Raw genomic sequence first — 19,251 nt, 5'->3', positions numbered from 1 at the left:
ACTCACCGCCACGCTGTCGCTGCATATGCCGACCCCACTCACACCATTTCTCGATAGGAGCACACCATGCGTCCCGCGACACTCCAGCATGCCTACGCATACCTACTCTCATCGGCGGCGCCGCCCGCGAACGCTACGGCCATATTCGTCAGGGAGGTCGGCGCCATCGAAGCTGTCCGGCAGATCTCCGCCGACCGCGCGCCCCTGACGGTGCTGGCCGAGCAGCGGCCAGGCGACCACGACAGCGCCGCACACGACGCCGTCGCGGCCGCCGCGCTGCACGGCCACCGCCTTGTCACCCCGCTCGACGACGAATGGCCGACAAAGCAAAGTAGGGTCAACACCTTCTGCCCGCCGCTCGCACTCTGGGTCAACGGCACCGGACGCTTGAACGAACTTGCCCAGCGTTCGGTCGCGATCGTCGGCACCCGCCGCCCGACCACCTACGGCGAGATCTACGCGATGGACATCGCCGCAGGCCTGTCCAGGCACGGAATCAACGTTTGGAGCGGCGGCATCTCCGGTATCGCCAGCCTGGCGCTCCGCGGAGCTCACAACGCCCGGGCAGCCTCGGTCGCCGTGCTGGGGAGCGGGATCCGCAATGACTACCCCGCCCACCACGAAACCCTCGTCCTTGGCCGGTCTCCCGACACTCTGGTCGTCAGCGAGCACAACCCACTGACGATTTCCCCAACATCGCATGCCGACGCCCACTACCGGCTCTTGGTCGCCTTGACCAGCGCATGCGTCATCATCGAGCCCGGATCCAGCGATGGTGTCATGCGTGTGGTCGAGCAGGCCGAGATCATCGGTCGTCCTATTCTGGCGTTTCCCGGCCCCGTCAACACCTCGACGTTCAATCAGTCTCACTACCTGATCCGCACGGGGCGGGCCACGCTGATCACCGACGCCGAAGATATTCTCAAGTGTGTTCCTGCGCTGACTCGACGCGAGCGCCCCACGCCGGACAAGACGCCGGAATCATGACCCTCAAGGCGCCGTTCCCGGCCTGTCCTGAATATCATGGCCCGCTGACACTCCAATACGACGCCGAGCTCTACGACACGAAATACGTGTACTGCCTCACCGAAGGATGCTCGTGCGACGGGATCTCGGCGGGATACGTTGTGAGCGAGAAGGGCCAGTCTGCCCGCGGCTGGCCTCGGCAGGTCGTCGACGGCCGCCCGGTTCCGTGGCTGGCTCCCATCATCGGTGATCGCGTCGCGTGGGCCGCACTCAACTCGGGCCGGCTCGACGAAGCCGAACAGCGCTGGCTGTGTCAGGTGTGCGGCTGCTGCCTCGCCTCCGCCTCAAACGCTTGGATTGCCGTCCTGCAGGGTGAGGTCGCGGCTGGCGGCGCCATGCACCGGCGGTGCATGCACCTAGCGCGCACCGTGTGCCCGGAGCTCCGCAACGAACTGTCCTACGCCTTCGTCGAAGTGCACCAGTCCGAACGCGCTAACGACTGGGAGGCCGCGGTCGCGCGCCTCGCAGCGTACGAGGAGCGACACGGCCAGATCCCCCGCCTCCTGCCGCGCCACGCCTAACGGCCGTGCACTCTCCTCAACCGGCCCATGCTTCAGGTCCCGGTTCCGGCGGCGACTCACAGCCACGCTCCTCCCGTCCAGCTCGCCGATGCCGTACAGGAATCGGCCGCCGCGGAGTTTCGCTCCCGCCCAGATTCACGGCCTTAACCGAGCACCCCACAACCGTCGTCACCTACAACCTCACCTATTGCCAGCTTGACCCCACCAACCCGGAATGGAATAGCCGCATGACGTACCACGAGCGCGACGTGACCACTCCAGGCGAAGACCTCTCCACCCCGATCTACGATGAACTCGCCGGGCTCCACGCCGACCAGGCCGAAGGCAACCCGACGTCCGCCGCGAGGTCGGGCTCCGTGTCGCCCGATATCGGCGGACTCGCTGTTTCTGCCGCCGTCCTGGACTTGTTCGCGCGCCTCAAGCGGCTCGACAAGGGGACTGGCTGGAGCGGCGGGGACGTCATGGAAATACTCAACTCTTGGTTCGCCGAGTTCGGCATCGACGTCGACTCCGACGAGGCGGCCGCCGCCAAGGACCTCCACGCTCCCACCTGGCTCGCACGCGCGCTCAAAGGTGCCGGGCCCCGCAAAGCCAACCGTGGTCATCCATCTGCGCACCGACCATCAGCGCCCCCTGGATCTTGTGCGCCCCCGCATAGCCCGACTGATCCAGGAGCTAGGCGAGAACACCACCGCTGCCCTATTCGACCTCGCAGGTGACCAGATCGCCAGCATCGCGCACAGCACTGCACCGTTGGGCGAAGGCTAAGCACCCGCAGGCGCAAACAGCGTCCATCACCCCGCGAGATCGGTGTACGGTGGAGTTGAAGGATCTTGGTGTGGCCTCCCCATGCATCGAGTCGCATGAGGACGGAGGTCATGATGACGTTGCTGCGGCAGAACAGCGAACTGAAGAAGCTCGGAATCTGGAACTGGTCACTTCCCGCCTTCGCGGGAAAACTACCCGACGGGCGGAACTACAACACCTGCCCATCAGCCGGCGTATGCGCACAGGCGTGCTACGCCCGCAACGGAACCTACCTCTTCCCGAACGTCAAAGCGCGCCATCAGAAGAACCTCATGCTGGTTCTGGACGATCTTCCCGGCTGGACGACAGCGATGCAGGAAGAGCTGTCCCACAACAAGTTCACCGGCGCTTGGGTGAGGATCCACGACAGCGGCGACTTCTTCTCCCGCGCCTACCTCGCAGCCTGGCTCGAAGTTATGGCGGCCCGGCCCGAAACTCGCTTCTACGCCTACACCAAGGAAGTAGCGATGTTCCGGGATCTCGTCGAGCCACGCCCACCCAGAAACTTCTGGTGGGTGTATTCCTACGGCGGCACCCAGGACCACACACTAGATCCCGCCGTCGACCGTGTCGCCGATGTGTTCGCCGACGAGGCCGCCATCGATGACGCGGGGTGGCATTCGCAGTCCCACTCGGACCTACTCGCCGTCATCGGACCAGCACCGGTCGGAATCCCGGCCAATAACATCGCTCATTTCAAGGCCAAGCAGGCCGGTCGCCGTTGGAGCCACTGGCAGGCCAGCGTCGAGGCCGCGCGCGCCGAGCGTCGCGCACGGGCCAGTAGCACCGCGGCCTCCGCCGACACCAACGCCTAGTTGAATCGGCCCGTAGCCCTCTGCCGCGATGGCCACTCTGACTCCCGTTTGGAGTTCCCACCATGCTCGACCTTGTTCTGCGCGCCAACGGGTTCACCCGCAAGCGCGGCACCTGGACCCGTCAGAACCTCACCTCCGGCGGCCTCTTCGATCTCGACATCGTCCTGGACAACGGCCAATACGTATGCACGCTCCGGAAGGGATCGACGCACCTCCTAACCGTCACACGCGACGAGGAAGGAGTCGCGAGCCTCGTCGCCACCTTCCTCACTTCATGACCCAAATCCCTGACACGGCAGGAGAATCCATGAACGGCATGCGCCACTTTGCTCGAGAGATCGCGCGACACCTCGAAGGCGACTGGCAGACAGGAAACGGTGTTCGCGACAACGGGACCGACGCCTACCTGTACGGAACCGACGGCGAGAAGATCCATATCCGACCAGGAACCACGACTGCAACACGAGACCGACTCGAGGTCTACGGATCGCTCGACTACCAGTTTCAGCGATACAACGAACCTCGTCACCTCATCACCGTCAGCCGGGACAAGGCCGCCGCACGGATCGCGGGCGACATCACCCGGCGCCTCCTACCCGCATACCGCGAAGGCTTGGTCTTCGCGGCCGCGGCGAAGGTGCGCCACGAACTCCGTGAAGCCGAGAAGTCGCACACGATCAAGACGTTGGTCGGCATCCTGCCCGACGTCCACCACTTCGAGCACGATCAGGATGCGATGGATTTCGGAGGAGGGCGCCACTCCCCGCCGATCGGCGGCCGGATCCGCGTCCGGTCCAACTCCGAGGTCGAGTGGACGCTTCACACGACCAAAGAACTGGCGTTCAGCCTCGCCGAGACGATCTACGCACTATCCCGGAGCGCCGACATTCCTCGCACGTCGGCAACCTCGGCGGCCGAACTTCCCTAACCGTCCCGAACTACAGGCCTGCCACGTCTACGTCCACGCTCCAGCGCCGCGGTCGCAGGGAAAGTGCAACGCATCGTGTCGCCCGTGCACAGGGACGGAAGCCTGCCGCGGCCTTGACCTCAAGATCACGACACATCAACCAATGCCCTCACGAAGCAGCCGCATCGCTGCCTCCACGATTGAAGAAGGATCAATGAGCCATCGAAAAGGGAGCGCCGTCCCAGAACTCAGCGAATACCTGCGCGCTGTCGCCGACGCGCTGGGGCCACCGTGGCAGATCTCGCCTCCGCACAGCACCGGTGAGGTCGCCACGCTAACCGGCCCTGAAGGCGGCTTCGTCGCCATCGCGCTCGAGCAACGTACCGGCGGGGAGAGGCTCGTGTTCGAGACCTGGCTGTCCACCGACCTCAGCCCTCACCAACCCAAAGGCGCTGCCCGCCCCCTCGTCACCGTGTCCCCGACACGGCTCCCGCAGGACGTAGGAAAGGACCTGCGACGGCGGCTCGTGCCGAAGGTGATCCAGTTCTTCGGCGACGCGCGCGACCTCGCCGACCGCCGCCGCCGCGACGCCACCGACCTGCACAGTGTCCTCGAATCGGTCGCGATCAAGCTAGGCACAGACGTCAAACCGGAAGCGAAGTCCGCCGGGATTGGAAAGTTCGGACAGCCGCTGTTCGCTACAGCTCAAGTCATTCAGCCGTTGTGGCGCCAAGGCGAACACGTCGTCCGGTGGAGCATCGACACTCGCCCCGACATCGCATTAGCCCTCGCTGATCTGCTCGCCGAGCAAGCCGCGCAGGTTGCCTGTGACCACGCCACGGCACCCACCATCGCGTAGCCCTCCGGCTCCGGTCTCCCCACCCCCGCCGGTCCCCCGCCTGCANCGACACTCGCCCCGACATCGCATTAGCCCTCGCTGATCTGCTCGCCGAGCAAGCCGCGCAGGTTGCCTGTGACCACGCCACGGCACCCACCATCGCGTAGCCCTCCGGCTCCGGTCTCCCCACCCCCGCCGGTCCCCCGCCTGCAGCCCACTGCGTGCGCGCACCTCGTTCCCGCTTCGCGCGTCGCCCCGCGCCACCGTTCAGCGCTCTCCTTTGCGGCCACGACTGACATCGACTTCGCTTCGAGAACGCCGTGAGCAGCGATCGGTTTTCGCTCACCGGAACGATCCTGTTCGCCGGGTACACGATGACGATCGCTGCCGCGAACTGGACCACCTCCCTCTGGCCCGCAGTGACGATCGCTGGACTGCTTCTTCCCGCCGGCGCGCTACTTACCGGGCTCATCTTCACCATGCGAGACCTGCTGCAGGACGCAGCCGGTTCCCGGACCGCACTGTTCGCCGTCGCCAGCGGCGCGGCTGTATCCGGCCTGATCGCGGAACCACGCGTCGCGCTAGCAAGCGCTGCCGCCTTCGCCCTGTCCGAGCTCGCCGACCTCGCCGTCTACACCCCGCTTCGGCGGCGAAGCCAACTCGCCGCCGTTGGCCTCTCGAACGTGCTTGGCCTCCTTGTCGACACCCTGGTGTTCCTCCCGCTGGCCTTCGGTTCGTTGGACCAGCTCGTCGGGAAAGTCGTCACCACCGTCCTCGCGGTCACGCTGCTCTCCCTCACGCACCGCAGACCGGCGCCGCCGTGAAGTTCTACCTGGGCGCTCTTGTGTCGGCACAATCTGCGTGTCTCGCATTGAGGCTGGAGCTGGGCTTCGGCCAGTGCTTGTCGTTTGCGGCAGGGCATGTCGCGGTTCTAGCTTCTCCGCCCATGAAGTTGATCTTTTATTCGTCCTCGGGCTGGGAGACGTGGAGCCTGGAGCATCGTCCTGTCCTGCCCGATGGCATGCCGATCCTGATCGACGAGGACCTTCAGTTCGAGGACGGCGTCGATCAGCGTCCGACAGTGACCGTGAATCGGTGGCTGCGGGAACTACCGTCGGCCGGGGTGCATTCGCCTAACAGCTGGGAGGTCTATGCGCGAGCGTTGCGCGCATGGATGGAATTCCTGGCTGACCGCGGGGTGGGTGTGTTCGAAGGCCGGCCGCGTCTGCGTGGCGCGTTGAGTTCCTACGCGGAACACAGGTTCACCGGCGAGCTGGCGGCGCGGTTCGCGCCGGCGACCTGGAACCTGCACGTCGGCGTGGTGGCGGCCTTCTATCGCTGGGCAGTCCTTGAAGGACTGACATTGGCCGAACCGTTCAGCTACGCGACCGCGCTGCGCGTGGTCCGGGACATGCCCCGACGGGTCGAACGGAATCTGGCCAAGGTCCGTGCGCCGAAGGCGCACGTGACGGTCAAGCACCTCGAACCGGACTTCGCTGAGCTGTTCGTCCAAGCGCTGGAAGGTCTACGGCCCGACGGGACAGCAGACCCTGGGTTCCGGGGGCTCGAGCCAGGCCGCAACACAGCGGTGGCGCAGTTGGTGCTCAGTAGCGGCTTGAGGCGTCAGGAGTTCACTTATCTGCTCGTCCATGAGGTGCCTTCGTTGCCGCCGGATCCGACGATGGTGCCGATTCCGTTGCCGGTTGCGGCGGCGATCGCCAAGGGCCGCAAGCAGAGGACAACATGGGTGTCCTACGAGGCATTGTCCGCGCTGCACCGCTACATCGCGCTCGAGCGACCGCTGGCGGCAGCGGGCTCCTCGTGGCACCCGGACCCGAAGCTGGGGCCGCCGCTGGTGGTGACCGGAGCTGACGGAGTCGGTGCCCGCCTGCGCGACAACCATCACCGACCAGACCCGCGCGAAGCCCAGATCACCCGGCTCAAAGACGAGAACGTCCGCCTCAAGGCCCGTATCAGCGAGCTGACGCTGCAGGTCGGCGAGCTCAAAGCGGAACAGACCAGCGCGATCTCTCAACCCGCCGCACAGCACGAGGAACTGCTCCAGCTCCGTCCCGGAGTATGTCCGCGAATTTCTACCGCACTTGTGCGTGAATTCTGAACGCACATGTTGATCACCTGCAGTGAGCAAATGTCGCTGAGTTTCGACCGCACCATGGCGTTCCCCGTGATCAAGTCGGGCCGCTACTCGACGTGCCTCCAGGTCGTGCGCCCTCCGCTTCGCACCGGACGCTCCACACGCCGCTTGCCCGTTGCTGGACCCCATTGAGGGTTCGAGAATGCAGCCCTCGCCAATCGCCAGCGCGATAACCGGTTCCACTTCAACCGCTGTCTGTAACCCCGCGCCTGGCAACGTGGGGGTATGAGCGAATGCTCGGCTCTGGCGGGCCGTGTCTGCCGGATGGCGTGGTTGCAGCGGTTGATATGCGGTGCGACTGTGTAGCAATGGAGATTGAGTTGGCGGATGCGGTCGCGTCGGTGCGGGATGAGCTGTTGCTGGCGGCGGCGCAGGGTGTTGGTGCCGGGGTGGAGTTCGTGGTTGGACCGATCGAGTTGGAGTTCGCGGTGGAGTTGCGCCGGGACGCGAAGATGAAAACCGGGTTCAAGGCGTGGGTGGTCTCCGCCGATGGCGAAGGTGGGGTGGCGCTGGGGCGGACTCACAAGGTGAAGATGACACTCAACCCGCGCCAGCCCGGTGGTGGTGATCTGCTGGTCACGGGTGATGAAGGTCGGCGGGCTGGTCCGGGTGACGTGACCGGAATCAGCGAACGTTGAAAACAGGGGCGTGAGGGGTGGTGTGGGAGAGGGTCGGCGCAGTCACCGGACCGGGTGGCCCGGGGTCGGGGTACGTGGTGGCGCCCCGGTTGTTGCTGACCTCCGCGCACGTCGTGGTCGAGGCCGGTGCGTCGGTGACGGTGTTCCGGCCAGGAAGGGCGGGTATGTTCACTGCCACCGTGGCATGGTGCGGCACCCCGGGCGGTGAGGATGACGCGGCGCTGGTAGTGGTAGACGACCCTGGCTGGGAGCCGCTACCGGCCGGCGTGGTCGTGTGGGGGCGTTCGGTCACGCATCGCCCAGGGATCGCGTGTGAGAGCTGGGGCCTACCGAACCTCGTACAGCGACCGGACCGGCCGATCGACGTGGAGCAGCTGTCGGGGACTCTCAATCCCGGTGACCGGCTGGTCGGCAACCGCTATGTAATGAAACTGACAAGCTTTCCGCCTGAGGGTACCTCGCCATGGGGTGGGATGTCGGGCGCGGCAATGCTCTGCGACGGCCTACTCGCCGGCGTTGTCACCACCGACCCGGCCGACCGAAGCCACGCGGCGCTTGAGGCGGTGCCGGTGTCGCTATTGCTGCGCAACCCGAGCTTCGTCGCCACCATCCATGCACACACCGACGCCACGGAGCCCAGGTGTGCAGCGATCGAGTTGTGGCCACTGGCCGACGCGCAGACCAGGGCACTGACCGGCAGGCCTGCACTATCTCCGGCGGGCTTGCTGCCGGCGCGGCGCGCGGTGGTCCCCTTCCATGGCAGGGAAGACCTGCTCGTCGATCTCTGCGACTGGGTGCGGATGCCGGGCGTGGGGGTATGGCTACTACACGGGCAGGCTGGACAGGGCAAGACCCGTCTAGCCCACCAGTTCGACGAATACCTCACCCGGGAAGGTTGGACAACCCTATGGCTCGACCCGCGCATCCCGGCGGAGCAGTTGCCGGTCCTGGCGGACGTGCGCGTTCCAGCGCTGGTAGTGGTTGACTACGCCGAGAGCCGTACAACCCAGCTCGCCGCGATCGCCGACGTCCTGGCCCGGCGGGACAGTTCGGCGCCAGTGAAGCTACTGTTGCTCGCCCGCACCGCCGGTGCCTGGTGGACCGATACCCTGGCCGCTGCGGGTGACACGGTGCGGGACCTGATCGACGCGGCCCGGGTAGTGCCGTTGCCAGTGCTGGATGACCCCGCTACCAACATGCAGGACAGCTATCGGGCCGCAGTGACGGCTTTCGCCGCCGCGCTGAGCCGTGCCTCCAGCCACGAACACAGCTCATGGGAAGCCACGGCAGCCACTCTGGCCAGCAGGCCTGCGCCGAACACGGGCGGACAGACTGTGCTGGCCGTCCAAATGACCGCGTTGGCTGACCTGCTCGACAATGCCGCCCCCACGACTGGACCGGCCGATGAACCTCGGAAACAGGGGCCGGAAGACCGGTTACTCGATCATGAACGCGGCTATTGGGCCGTCACCGCCCAGGCCCACCAACTTGGCGTGGGTCTGGCAACACTCGCGGACGTGGTTGCCGCTGTAACTTTACTCGGTCCAACTAATACCGACGAGCTCACCGGGGTCCTGGCACGGGTGCCCGCCGTCGCCGACCTTCCCCTCGATCGCCGGGACGCGGTGCGCGGGTGGCTGCTACACCTCTACCCCGGAGGAGAGAAGGGCGGATTTGCGGGACTAGCACCAGACCGGCTCGCGGAACGGCTAATAGGACGTCTGCTTCTGGACACCACCAGACCGTGCATCGTCGAAGTCGTTGCCGCACAGGCTACCGAACCAGAGGCGGAACAGCTGCTGACAGTGGCCACCCGAGCCGCAGCACATAGCACGCTGGACTCTCGGGTCGGTGACATGATTACTGCGTTGTGCCTGCGCCATCCCGCATTGCTAGTGTCGGCGCTGCGCGCGGCCCCCCGAATCGAGCAGCCTCGCCCCCTGCTACGAGCACTCGACCAACTAGCGAAGGATCCAGCCGCTAACATCACCATTCTACAGCGCCTATCCGACGCGCTACCACAGCGGACCGAAATGCTTGCAGATACTGCGGTCAGCATCGAACAAACGCTGGTCGGCAAATACAGGCAAGCGCTCGTCGGGGATTCTCATCAAGACGGCAACCACCTTGCCAAAAGTTTGAATAACCTCTCAATCAGGCTGCGAAATATTGGACGCCGCGAGGAGTCGCTGACTGCAAGCAGTGAAGCCGTTGAGCTGTACCGGCAGTTGGCGGAAAAGCGCCCGGAAACCTTCTTGACTAACCTCGCCAACAGTTTGATCAACCTCTCGATTCACTTGGGTGGCGCGGGGCATCGAAAGGAAGGGGTATACGCGAGCAGAGAAGCCGTCACCATCCAACGCCACTTAGCGGAACAGTGCCCGGACACTTTCCAGCCCGACCTAGCCGACAGTTTGAACCACCTTTCAAATCGACTGAGTGATGTGAATCGACACGAGGAAGTGCTGACCGTGCGCCGGGAAGCAGTCGAGCTGTACCGGCAGTTGACCAAGGAACGCCCGGACACATTCCTGCCCGACCTCGCCCTAACGTTGGATAACCTCTCGATTGACTTGGGCCACTTGGGTCGGCTTGACGAGGCGCTGGCTGCGAGCAGCGAAGCCGTTGAGATGTACCGTCGGTTGACAGAACAGCGCCCGGACACTTTCTTGACTGACCTCGCCGAGGGTTTGAAAAACTTCTCGAAACGGCTAAGCGATGTAGGGCGGATCGATGAGGCGCTGCCCGCGATCAACGAAGCCATTGACATCAACCGCCAGTTAGCCGAGAAGCGCCCCGACACCTTCCTGCGCGACCTGGCCTACGGCCTGATCGATCTTTCAAACCGACTGTGTGCTCTAGGGCGGAACGAGGAGGCATTGACTGCGATCAGCGAAGCGGTCGATATCCAGCGCAGGTTGGCCGACCAACGCTCGGATAATTCTCCGCCCGGTCTCGGCAGCAGTTTACACAGCCTCTCGCTTGTGTTAGGTGCGTTGGACCGGCGCGCAGAGGGGTTGATCGCGATCGGCGAGGCTGTCGACATCCGGCGCCGGTTGGCCAGGCAGCGCCCAGCAGCGCACCAGAAAAAACTTGAGGAATCCCTCCGCGTTGTTGACTGGCTGAACAACCTTTAGGTTCTACCGCGGTCATCAGGTGGTCCGGAATGAGCGAAGGATCGGACAGCTGTCCCAACACATTCCGCGACGATCGCACCGGCAGGTTGAAGCAGAGTATCCGTAATGGGCTCGCGATCACAATGGAGCATTTCTCTCTTGTGGATGCGACAGCGTCACAATCGGTGCGAGGGGGCACCGCAGGAGTGGTGACGACAGAGCGCTGCTCACGAACCGGGGTCGTCGGCCCACCGTCTCTTCTTCCGCATGGCGAACCATTGCGCAGCGCGGCGGGCCAGATCCTCGACCGATTACCCGTTCGGCGGGCAAACCAGACCGCCAGGCTCCGACAGGTCGATCAAAGCCTCCTCGGCCTGTACCCTGTCGTCCCAGTTGACGCATGACGGACTCCAGCCAACGCAGATGCCGCGGCAGCCGCGGCAGGGCGCAGAGTGTCGCGAGAACGGCGTGGCCCTCGACGAATCAAGGGCCACCAGGAGCGAGAGAATACCGTCGTCATCGGCGTGTAGCCAGTAATCCAGTCTTGAAACCAGCGCGTTCAGCGACGTCGCGAAGGCGAGTTCCGCCTTCCGTCGCTTCACCCTCGCGCTGCCCACACGGTCAAAGTTGTCGGCAGCCCATCAGTCGACCTTAACCGTCGACCAGATCGAAATCCGCTCACCGGCATGAGCGTGCGTTCAAAGACCGTCGTCGTGATCGGCCTCCACGATAGACCCTGGAATAACGTCTGTCGGCGGACCAGCTGCCGCTAATGGCCCACCGACTGGCAATGTGGTGATCTCGCAACAGGTGGCAACGGCACCACGTGGACCTGTGCTTTCGCTACAGCCAAGGGTGGCGGCGTGGATCAAGGAAGGGGGGTGTGCGCTGGGCTAGCAAGCGGGAATCGGGACCGATCAGACCAGACCCACGATCACAAGCCTCCGTACCGAACCGCGTGCGGTCGGTTGTCGCCGAGAAACGCGGGCGCATCCGACCGACAACCCCAACCACCGCACTGCCGACTGCACCAAAGTCCTCGCCCCCGACGACCACGAAGACTGCGTGACCTCCATCACACATGGGACGTTCCATTCGCGACACTCGGCGCCGAACACCAGTGGAGCTCGCTGCAGGCCAGTACGCGGGTTCGCAGCGACACGAATCCGCTGGACATGTCGCGCGCTCACTAAAGCGCGTACCAGCCCGTCTGGCTCACGCGCTTACCGGAGATCCCGCTGCTGGTGTCACACCGTCGGCTTGGCCACCGCCGCACGCTGCCCCGAGCCGTCACCGAATGGGCACTCGACTCCGGCGGATTCACCGAGCTGCAACTCCACGGGCGCTGGCAAGCCGACGAGAAGGGCTACATTCGGGCTGTCCGCCGCTACGCCGACGAGATCGGCAACCTCAACTGGGCCGCGGCCCAAGACTGGATGTGCGAGCCGCACATCCTCCAGCGGACCGGCCTGACCGTCCACGACCACCAGCGTCGCACGGTGCGCAACTTCGTCCGGCTCCGCGAATTGGCACCCGATGTCCCCTGGCTTCCCACGCTGCAAGGCTGGACCTCGTCGGACTACCAACGATGTGCCGACCTCTACGAATGTGCCGGGATCGCGCTGGCCGCCGAGCCGCTCGTGGGGATCGGTTCGGTGTGCCGCCGCCAGAGCAGTGCCGACGTCGAACACATCGTGCGTACCTTTGCGGCGCGCCGACTCAAATTGCACGGCTTCGGCATCAAGACCGCCGGGCTCAACCAGTACGCCGGTGCACTCACCAGCTCGGACTCGATGGCGTGGAGCCGACGCGGCCGCTACGTCCCCGGATGCGGTCCAAGCCACCGCACGGAGTCCAACTGTCTCCGCTTTGCGCTGGATTGGTACCAGAAGATCCAGACGATCTTAGAGCCGACCGACCACAGCTGCGAGCCTGGCCGTTCTCGAAGTCGTCGAGCTACCGCAGGCAACTGACCAGCGCCTCCACACCCGTCTCTGAGCGGCCTGCTGCCCGGAAAGCACCGCTGCCGGGCGCCTCGACGCACCAGTGCGCCGCCCGGCTAGTGCCACGCGCACGAAGGTCGGGAACAGGTCGCCCACGGTGGCGACCAGCAAGAACGAGAAGCAAGCGGGCCGGGCCGATGTGTCCGGCACGCCGGCTCCCGGTCGGAACGCCGCACTCTAGCGGCGCCTGGCACGGGAGGAAGCCCGTGCTCAGCGACGAAGCACACCTGTCGCGGAGAGGCGGGCTTCCTCCCGTCGCAGGCGGCACCGCTGGATCGAGTGCGTCCCGACCGGGACACCCGCGTTCCGAGACTCATCAAGACGGATGAGGTCAGATCCACGCGGGCGGAGGACCGGTGGCCGCCGCGAGCGGCCACCGGCCGATTTCTGTGAAGGAGCCTCAGTGACCAGCACTGTGGAAATCCCGGCCCAGCGCGACGACAACAGCCAGATCATCGAGCCCCTGGACACTTCCGACGATTCCCGCACCGGCGACCCCGGCGACGCCGATAAGTCCACCTCCGCCGAGGCCCTGGAGGACACCGAGCTGCGTGCGCGACGCGCGGAGTGGGAAGCCGAGTACGACACCATCGTCAGGTGTGATCCGGCCGAGGTCGTCATCGGTGTCAACGTCCGGACCCAGAACGCCAACACCGATCCCACGACGGTGCAGGACATGAAGCAGTGGGGCGTTCACATGCCTGTCAAGGGCTATCGCGCCGATGACGGCACCGTGACGATCACGATGGGCCAGCGTCGCGTGCTCAACGCCCGCAAAGCGAAGTGTGACGTGCCCGTCTGGATGCAGGCGCCGCCGTCCGATGACGAGCGCACGGCCACCATCGAGCGGATCGTCGGTCAGCTCAACGAGAACGACCTCCGGGAGGGACTGACCCTCGGCGACCGGTACAACGCCTTCCAGCAGCTGGCAGCGTTCGACCTCCAGCCCACCCAGATCGCCCGGAAACTCGGCCGCGGCAAGGGCGGCAAGAAATACGTGGAGAACGTCCTCCAGGCCGGTGCCAGTGACCTGGCACGCGCCGCGACCGACCGGTACGACCTGACGCTCGACCAGGCCGCCGTCGTCGCTGAGTTCGACGGCCGGGGAGACCTCGCCACGGCGAAGGAACTCATCCGGCTCGCCGTCGCCGAACCGAACAACTTCCGGGTCTTCGCCGACGTCCAGCGCCGCAAGCACGCCGAAGCCGAGCGCTTGCAGGCCCTGACCGAGCAGCTCACCCGGGAACTGACCGACGCGGGCGTCACGATTCTCGACGACACGATCGACGCCGACACCGGGCCGGCGCGGTCGCTGGACCGTCTGCGCCAGACCCCTGACAGCGAGCCCGGCAGCACGATCACCGTCGCGGAGCACAGCAGCTGCCCGGGACACGCCGCCTGGCTGCACGAGGACTATCAGGACGGGCACACCGTCATGACCGCGGAGTACGGCTGCGCCGACTTCCTGGAACACGATCATGCCCTGTCGAACGCTCCCGCCGGCCGTTCCGACTTCACCCCGTACGCCACCGACGACGAGGAAGACGACGATCCGGACGAGTCTGCCGCGGCGGCCTTCGAGGCGGCCCACAAGGCCCACGCCGCCGCCGAGTGGCAGCGGCGCGCCAACTCGATCAAGCACCGCTGGGTTCGGGACAGCAACCAGGAGTGGGACAGCTCCGGTGAGAAGCGGCGCGAGTGGCTCGCGGCGTTCGTCGCCAAGTCCACGGTTCCCAAGGGAGCCCAAGTGTTCCTCGCGACGCAGAAGCTGAAAGGCGGCCGAGCTCTGCGCCGCACGATGGAACGCAAGCACCTGCTGGCGAACAAGTTGCTGAAAACCTCGGAGACCGGTCAAAGGTCGCTGGCCGAGCGCATCAAAACGGCGAGCACCGCGAAGGCAACTCGCTTCGACGTGTTCCTCACCCTGTGCGCGATGGAAGAAGATCTGCATCGCGACGCGTGGCGCACACCGTATCCGGAGAACCAGGAATACCTGAGTGCACTGGTGGGCTGGGGCTACGAACCCTCCTCGATCGAATCCAGGGTGCTGGAGCCCCAGCGTGTGGAAGACGTCATCGCGGAGAAGCTCGGACCCGACCCGGCGTCCGAGGCCGCCGACGATGGCGAGAATTCCGAGTCCGCCGGCCCCGCCGGTGGCGACGACGATCACACAATCGAAGACGACGACTCCGACGACGAGGATTTCGACCCGTCGACCATCGAACTCTCTCGCAGCGTCCCCGATTCCTCTGTGGACTCCTCCACGGAGGACTCGGAGGCCACAGGCAACGAGGTCGTCGCTTAACGGCATTTCCGCGGGGTGTGGGCGCACGTCGCGTCCACACCCCGCTTGGCGTGGCTCAACGTGGGCCAGGTGTACAAATTCCGCCAATCCGTAGAACGGAGTCGTTGATGCACATCCTTCGAACAACGTCGCCAACGCAGGCCCATCCGACGTCCGTGTTCCCCGCTCACCATCATCCGCATTGGCCGCACACCGAGCTACCGGCAGGCCCCCGCTGGGCGCACGCGGTCTGCCGTTGCGGCTGGACCGATTGTGCCGAATCACTGCACGACGCCCGCGTCCTGGCTCGGCGGCACCGCCGCACCGCCAACACCAACGCTTTCTATCCCGGCTGGGCATCCCGCATCAACAGCCGTCGCCACCAAGCCGATGCGATCGCAGTGGATGTCTCCCTCGACAGCGAAGACCACGCCTGGGCGGTAGCCGATGGAATCGGTGATCATCCGCTAGCCACCGAGGCTGCGTCAACGGCAGCGGCGGCCGCCGCACGAGTCGCAGCCCGCTGCGGCGCCATCGCCGGTCTCCTCTCCGCTACAGTCATGCTCGCCGGCCTGTCCGACGAAGAGGACACCGTCATGGTTGTCGCCTCGCCCATGCCAAGCGCGGAAGGAACTGGCTGGGACGTGGCCTGGGTCGGTGACTGCCGCGCCTACGAGTACCGCGCCGAAACAGACCAGTGCATACAGCTGACCGTCGACCACACTCGAGGTCAGGAACTGCGCACTGCCCTGGCCGCCTCCTACCAGGGACGGCCTGAAGAGCTCGAGTCCGTCGCGCGCCGAGCCGATCACATCGTTACCAGCTCGGTCGCCACCGCCTCCGTCACGACCATTGGACACACCACCACCTACTCGCCGCGCGCGCGACTCATCCTCACGACCGACGGCGTCCACCAACCGGTCCCGCTGCGTTCCATCACCCGCGCAGCGCGGACCTTCACTGATCCACGTGCCTGCGCGCACCGACTCACCCTCGCCGCCAAGTACTTCGGCGGCACCGGCAACGCCACAGCCATGGTCATCGACCCCGCACCACAGGACATCTACCCGTGACCGCGGTATCCGCGTCAACCCCAGGCCTTACCGTAGTTCCCACCATCACGTCCCTTCACGACTCCGCGCTGGACGCCATCCGACGCGGCTGGCGGGTCTTTCCTCAAGCACCGAGGAGCAAACGACCGGCCATCAAACGGTGGGAACAGCGCGCGACACTGGACCCCGAAACGGTCAACCGCTGGTGGGGCCGTTTCCCCGACAGCAACGTCGGGATCGCCTGCGGCCCCTCCGGCCTGCTGGTGCTCGACCTCGACGCGGCGCACGGGCCAGTCCCCGCCTCCTGGGCGAACCTCGGCGTCGCACACGGTTCCGACGTCATCGCTCTGCTCGCCGCACGCGCCCGCGAACGCATTCCCACCGACACCCTCGTGGTCGCCACTCCACGCGGCGGTGTGCACTGGTATTTCCGTCGCCCGCCGGGCACCACGCTCAGGAGCACGATCGGTGACCGCGGACGCGGCCTCGGCTGGCGTGCCGACACCCGCGGCCCCGGGGCGGCGGTCACTGCTCCCGGCTCCATCGGCAGCACCGGGGTCCCCTACGTCATCGTCCGCGATCTGCCCATCGCCGAACTGCCCGACTGGCTCGTCGCGGCACTCACACCACCGCCGCCACCGCCGCGTCCGCTATCCGCACCGCTGCACCCGACAACCAGCAGGCGAGTGGTCGCCTACGTCAACGCCGCCGTCGCCGCCGAGTCGCGCAACGTCGCGACCGCTGAAGAGGGACAGCGCCACATCGCCCTCTACGCCGCAGCGGCCGCGCTCGGTGAACTCCTCGCCAACGGCTGGATCACCGAGCCCGCGATCACCCACCACCTCACCGAAGCAGCCCGCCACCACCTCGGCGTCGCCGACTTCAGCTGGGACGAACTCACCACCACCATCCGCGATGGCATCGCCAAAGGCCGCCGCACCCGCCGCGTACTCAGCGACCGCCCCTACACCACGCACCACTGACTCCCACCCGGGACTGACCTCGGCCGCAAGCCTCTATCACGCCCAATGGCGTCGTGCGGCAACTCTGCGCACGCGTCACCCACACAACCCAGCCCATGTCCTGCGGGAACCTACGAACCCATCCACATGGACGGTTAGGAGCAGCAGGACCGCCGGCACTCCACAGCCGGGTCAACAGCAAAATCTGGAGAGCGGCTGTTCCTCCGACGCCGCGCGGGTGACATAGCCGCATCAAAGCACACCTGGCCCCGGGCGCCCCACATCCCGCCGACCTCGCGGTTGGGATCCCGACGCGCGCCCGGGGCCAGGTGTGCTGCCGGGCGGTGTTCACCCGCACCGACACCGGAGGATCGATCGTGACCACAGCGACACTCGCAGGCGCAGCGGACGACGACGCGTTCGAACGGGCTTGCCGCCTGATCATCGCTGAACTGAACGCGGTCCCGCTCAGCCGCTTTTCCCCTCAAGTCAAAGAACCTCCCCAACTCACCACTGCCTTCAAGGCCGCACTGATCGCTCAAGTCCACCGGTCCGTGCACATTCACGGAATTACCGACGCCTTCCGCGTCGTCGACGCCGCCTACCCCGATCTCACCGTGACCGGACAGTGCACCGAGGCCGCCGTGCTCTCCGCGTGCGGACCGCTCTACGGCGGCCTCGACCACTACCGGCCAGCCACACAGACGATGCTCCGCCACGAAGCCCGCTCACTACTGACCAAAGCGCTCGCCGAAGTCCTCAAAGCGAGGACAGCCTGACCATGAGCGAACACAACAACAGCGGACCCGCACCTCTCAGCTTTTGCCCGCACTACAACCTATCGGCTTCCGTCGACAGCAACATCCCGCGTGAATGGAACGTCGCTGACCCCGCCGCATGGGCAGTCGCCCGAGGAATCCTCAGCGAGCTGTGCCACGAACTCCGAGCGGAACCGATTTCACTGCTCTATCAAGAACTCACTCACCAGCGAAGCCGCGCCTTCATCGAGTTGAGAATCACCGCACGAGCGCGATCGCAGCGCGGGAACGACCTGATCGTCATCTATCGCAGCGAGTCCGCACACAATGCCACGTCCTGCGGTCGATGGTCCGTCGCTATCAACGGACTGATTCCCGCCTGGCGCGTGAGCACCACGCGCCCTCTGCCGAGGACGATCGCTCAACTCGCTCGCGAAGCACTCAACACCGGCCTCGATACCTGACACGGCTCCCGGCACGAACCGGTTCAGCACAACCGATCACCACATTTACTGCACTCAGGCATTCGTCCGCGAACTCCTGGAGAACACGATGCTGCAAGCACTTCCCGGAGAACACTACATCGAATTCGTCACCGAAGGTGTCGATCCCGATGACCACCCCGGCTTCCCCGCCCTCATCGACGACACCCCGCTGAGGAGCTCACGCTTCGGCGCTCGCGTGCACCTACGCGCCGAAGTCCTCCCAGCCATACAGCGCTGGATGCTCGACAATCCCGCGCTAGGAATGCAGCTGCAACTGGGTCCCTGCGACTACAACCGCCCGAACGACCAGGTCCTCACACTCCACACGACAGGAACTCGGTGGGAGCGCGCGCTCAAAGTCTGGCCGGACGAGAACGGCCTCTACGGACTCCACGGCGACACGACCTGGTTCCTGCAGCTGTCCGTCCCGACGGCGACCGCCGCGGTGACCAAGTCAATCCACCGAAAGCTCCACAAGCCGTCGCATCTGCGTCCCGCACCGGGAGAGGTCCTCGTCACGCTCGCGAACGCTAAAGTCGCGTTCCCCGCGATCGTGGACGACGAACCCTGGAACCAGGCCGCAGTACCGTACTTCCGGCCGGAGATCGCGAAGATCGTCGCCGCTTGGCTGAACTACGCCCATTTGACACTCGATGACGCGTACAGCCGCACGTATTGGGAAGGTGACACCCTCATTGTCGTCGAGAGCAATGCCGCCGCCCTAGAGGGGTACCGTCCCGACCGCGTCGAACCCGGTGCCGACGGTCGGTACGCCATCGGATGGCGAGGTTGGGTGTGGGAAACCGCATAGGGCCGGCCGAAAGTTCGGGCTCTCCCACAGATCGCGAATACCGATCGGACCGCAGCTAGCCGCGTGCGGCCGG

General features: G+C 65.6%; 17 protein-coding genes and 1 pseudogene. 17 read left to right on the top strand and 1 reads right to left on the bottom strand.

Annotated elements, in window-relative coordinates; genetic code table 11:
• The first annotated feature begins 66 nt into the window (after positions 1-66).
• The 12 genes and pseudogenes from ACXIZN_RS41485 (at position 67) to ACXIZN_RS41430 (ending at position 15,131) form a co-directional block, all read left to right on the top strand.
• Positions 67-987, top strand: coding sequence for a DNA-processing protein DprA (locus tag ACXIZN_RS41485; RefSeq protein ID WP_457960195.1), 921 nt, complete (start codon positions 67-69; stop codon positions 985-987).
• On the top strand, positions 984-1,547 hold the full coding sequence (locus ACXIZN_RS41480) for a hypothetical protein (RefSeq protein ID WP_457960194.1): 564 nt from the start codon (positions 984-986) through the stop codon (positions 1,545-1,547). The genes ACXIZN_RS41485 and ACXIZN_RS41480 overlap by 4 nt, the downstream gene beginning before the upstream one ends.
• Before the next feature lie 881 nt (positions 1,548-2,428).
• On the top strand, positions 2,429-3,169 hold the full coding sequence (locus ACXIZN_RS41475; RefSeq protein ID WP_457960733.1) for a GP88 family protein: 741 nt from the start codon (positions 2,429-2,431) through the stop codon (positions 3,167-3,169).
• A gap of 62 nt (positions 3,170-3,231) precedes the next feature.
• Positions 3,232-3,447 carry a hypothetical protein gene (locus ACXIZN_RS41470; RefSeq protein ID WP_457960193.1) on the top strand — a complete coding sequence of 72 codons (216 nt, stop codon included), beginning with the start codon at positions 3,232-3,234 and terminating at the stop codon, positions 3,445-3,447.
• A gap of 29 nt (positions 3,448-3,476) precedes the next feature.
• Positions 3,477-4,097, top strand: coding sequence for a hypothetical protein (locus tag ACXIZN_RS41465; protein ID WP_457960192.1), 621 nt, complete (start codon positions 3,477-3,479; stop codon positions 4,095-4,097).
• A 193-nt stretch (positions 4,098-4,290) separates the two neighbouring features.
• Positions 4,291-4,935 (top strand): hypothetical protein, encoded by a 645-nt coding sequence (locus tag ACXIZN_RS41460; protein WP_457960191.1) that lies wholly within the window; start codon positions 4,291-4,293, stop codon positions 4,933-4,935.
• A 299-nt stretch (positions 4,936-5,234) separates the two neighbouring features.
• Positions 5,235-5,738 carry a VUT family protein gene (locus ACXIZN_RS41455; RefSeq protein ID WP_457960190.1) on the top strand — a complete coding sequence of 168 codons (504 nt, stop codon included), beginning with the start codon at positions 5,235-5,237 and terminating at the stop codon, positions 5,736-5,738.
• Between the two features lie 122 nt (positions 5,739-5,860).
• On the top strand, positions 5,861-7,033 hold the full coding sequence (locus ACXIZN_RS41450) for a site-specific integrase (RefSeq protein WP_457960189.1): 1,173 nt from the start codon (positions 5,861-5,863) through the stop codon (positions 7,031-7,033).
• A gap of 344 nt (positions 7,034-7,377) precedes the next feature.
• The gene (locus ACXIZN_RS41445; protein ID WP_457960188.1) at positions 7,378-7,707 is read left to right on the top strand and encodes a trypco2 family protein; all 330 of its coding nucleotides are present in this window, start codon (positions 7,378-7,380) and stop codon (positions 7,705-7,707) included.
• A gap of 365 nt (positions 7,708-8,072) precedes the next feature.
• Entirely contained in the window at positions 8,073-10,844 is a 2,772-nt protein-coding gene (locus ACXIZN_RS41440) for a tetratricopeptide repeat protein (protein WP_457960187.1), read from the top strand.
• Positions 10,845-12,034: 1,190 nt separating this feature from the next.
• A pseudogene (locus tag ACXIZN_RS41435) lies at positions 12,035-12,796 on the top strand (deazapurine DNA modification protein DpdA family protein); the annotation flags it as partial.
• Between the two features lie 433 nt (positions 12,797-13,229).
• Entirely contained in the window at positions 13,230-15,131 is a 1,902-nt protein-coding gene (locus ACXIZN_RS41430; RefSeq protein ID WP_457960186.1) for a hypothetical protein, read from the top strand.
• Positions 15,132-15,391: 260 nt separating this feature from the next.
• On the opposite strand, the gene ACXIZN_RS41425 is transcribed toward ACXIZN_RS41430, so the two are convergent.
• Entirely contained in the window at positions 15,392-15,574 is a 183-nt protein-coding gene (locus ACXIZN_RS41425) for a hypothetical protein (RefSeq protein WP_457960185.1), read from the bottom strand.
• A 96-nt stretch (positions 15,575-15,670) separates the two neighbouring features.
• On the opposite strand from ACXIZN_RS41425, the gene ACXIZN_RS41420 reads away from it, so the two are divergent.
• The 5 genes from ACXIZN_RS41420 to ACXIZN_RS41400 all read left to right on the top strand — a co-directional run bounded on the left by ACXIZN_RS41420 (position 15,671) and on the right by ACXIZN_RS41400 (position 19,178).
• Entirely contained in the window at positions 15,671-16,183 is a 513-nt protein-coding gene (locus ACXIZN_RS41420; protein WP_457960184.1) for a PP2C family protein-serine/threonine phosphatase, read from the top strand.
• Entirely contained in the window at positions 16,180-17,145 is a 966-nt protein-coding gene (locus ACXIZN_RS41415; protein ID WP_457960183.1) for a bifunctional DNA primase/polymerase, read from the top strand. The genes ACXIZN_RS41420 and ACXIZN_RS41415 overlap by 4 nt, the downstream gene beginning before the upstream one ends.
• Before the next feature lie 356 nt (positions 17,146-17,501).
• A complete protein-coding gene (locus ACXIZN_RS41410; protein WP_457960182.1) occupies positions 17,502-17,903 on the top strand; it encodes a hypothetical protein in 402 nt (133 codons plus the stop codon).
• Between the two features lie 2 nt (positions 17,904-17,905).
• Positions 17,906-18,346, top strand: a complete 441-nt coding sequence (locus ACXIZN_RS41405) for a hypothetical protein (RefSeq protein WP_457960181.1) — start codon at positions 17,906-17,908, stop codon at positions 18,344-18,346.
• An 88-nt stretch (positions 18,347-18,434) separates the two neighbouring features.
• A complete protein-coding gene (locus tag ACXIZN_RS41400) occupies positions 18,435-19,178 on the top strand; it encodes a hypothetical protein (protein ID WP_457960180.1) in 744 nt (247 codons plus the stop codon).
• Positions 19,179-19,251 lie beyond the last annotated feature (73 nt).

The sequence above is a fragment of the Amycolatopsis sp. TRM77291 genome, from assembly GCF_054166285.1.
The sequence above is the reverse complement of the archived record's forward strand: the minus strand, read 5'-3'. Positions and strand labels throughout refer to the sequence as shown.

Bases quoted from the DNA above. Each gene is read 5' to 3' on its own strand.
- ACXIZN_RS41485 (WP_457960195.1), top strand. From the start codon at position 67: ATGCGTCCCGCGACACTCCAGCATGCCTACGCATACCTACTCTCATCG.
- ACXIZN_RS41480 (WP_457960194.1), top strand. From the start codon at position 984: ATGACCCTCAAGGCGCCGTTCCCGGCCTGTCCTGAATATCATGGCCCG.
- ACXIZN_RS41475 (WP_457960733.1), top strand. From the start codon at position 2,429: ATGACGTTGCTGCGGCAGAACAGCGAACTGAAGAAGCTCGGAATCTGG.
- ACXIZN_RS41470 (WP_457960193.1), top strand. From the start codon at position 3,232: ATGCTCGACCTTGTTCTGCGCGCCAACGGGTTCACCCGCAAGCGCGGC.
- ACXIZN_RS41465 (WP_457960192.1), top strand. From the start codon at position 3,477: ATGAACGGCATGCGCCACTTTGCTCGAGAGATCGCGCGACACCTCGAA.
- ACXIZN_RS41460 (WP_457960191.1), top strand. From the start codon at position 4,291: ATGAGCCATCGAAAAGGGAGCGCCGTCCCAGAACTCAGCGAATACCTG.
- ACXIZN_RS41450 (WP_457960189.1), top strand. From the start codon at position 5,861: ATGAAGTTGATCTTTTATTCGTCCTCGGGCTGGGAGACGTGGAGCCTG.
- ACXIZN_RS41445 (WP_457960188.1), top strand. From the start codon at position 7,378: ATGGAGATTGAGTTGGCGGATGCGGTCGCGTCGGTGCGGGATGAGCTG.
- ACXIZN_RS41425 (WP_457960185.1), bottom strand. From the start codon at position 15,574: ATGATCACCGATTCCATCGGCTACCGCCCAGGCGTGGTCTTCGCTGTC.
- ACXIZN_RS41420 (WP_457960184.1), top strand. From the start codon at position 15,671: ATGCTCGCCGGCCTGTCCGACGAAGAGGACACCGTCATGGTTGTCGCC.
- ACXIZN_RS41405 (WP_457960181.1), top strand. From the start codon at position 17,906: ATGAGCGAACACAACAACAGCGGACCCGCACCTCTCAGCTTTTGCCCG.
- ACXIZN_RS41400 (WP_457960180.1), top strand. From the start codon at position 18,435: ATGCTGCAAGCACTTCCCGGAGAACACTACATCGAATTCGTCACCGAA.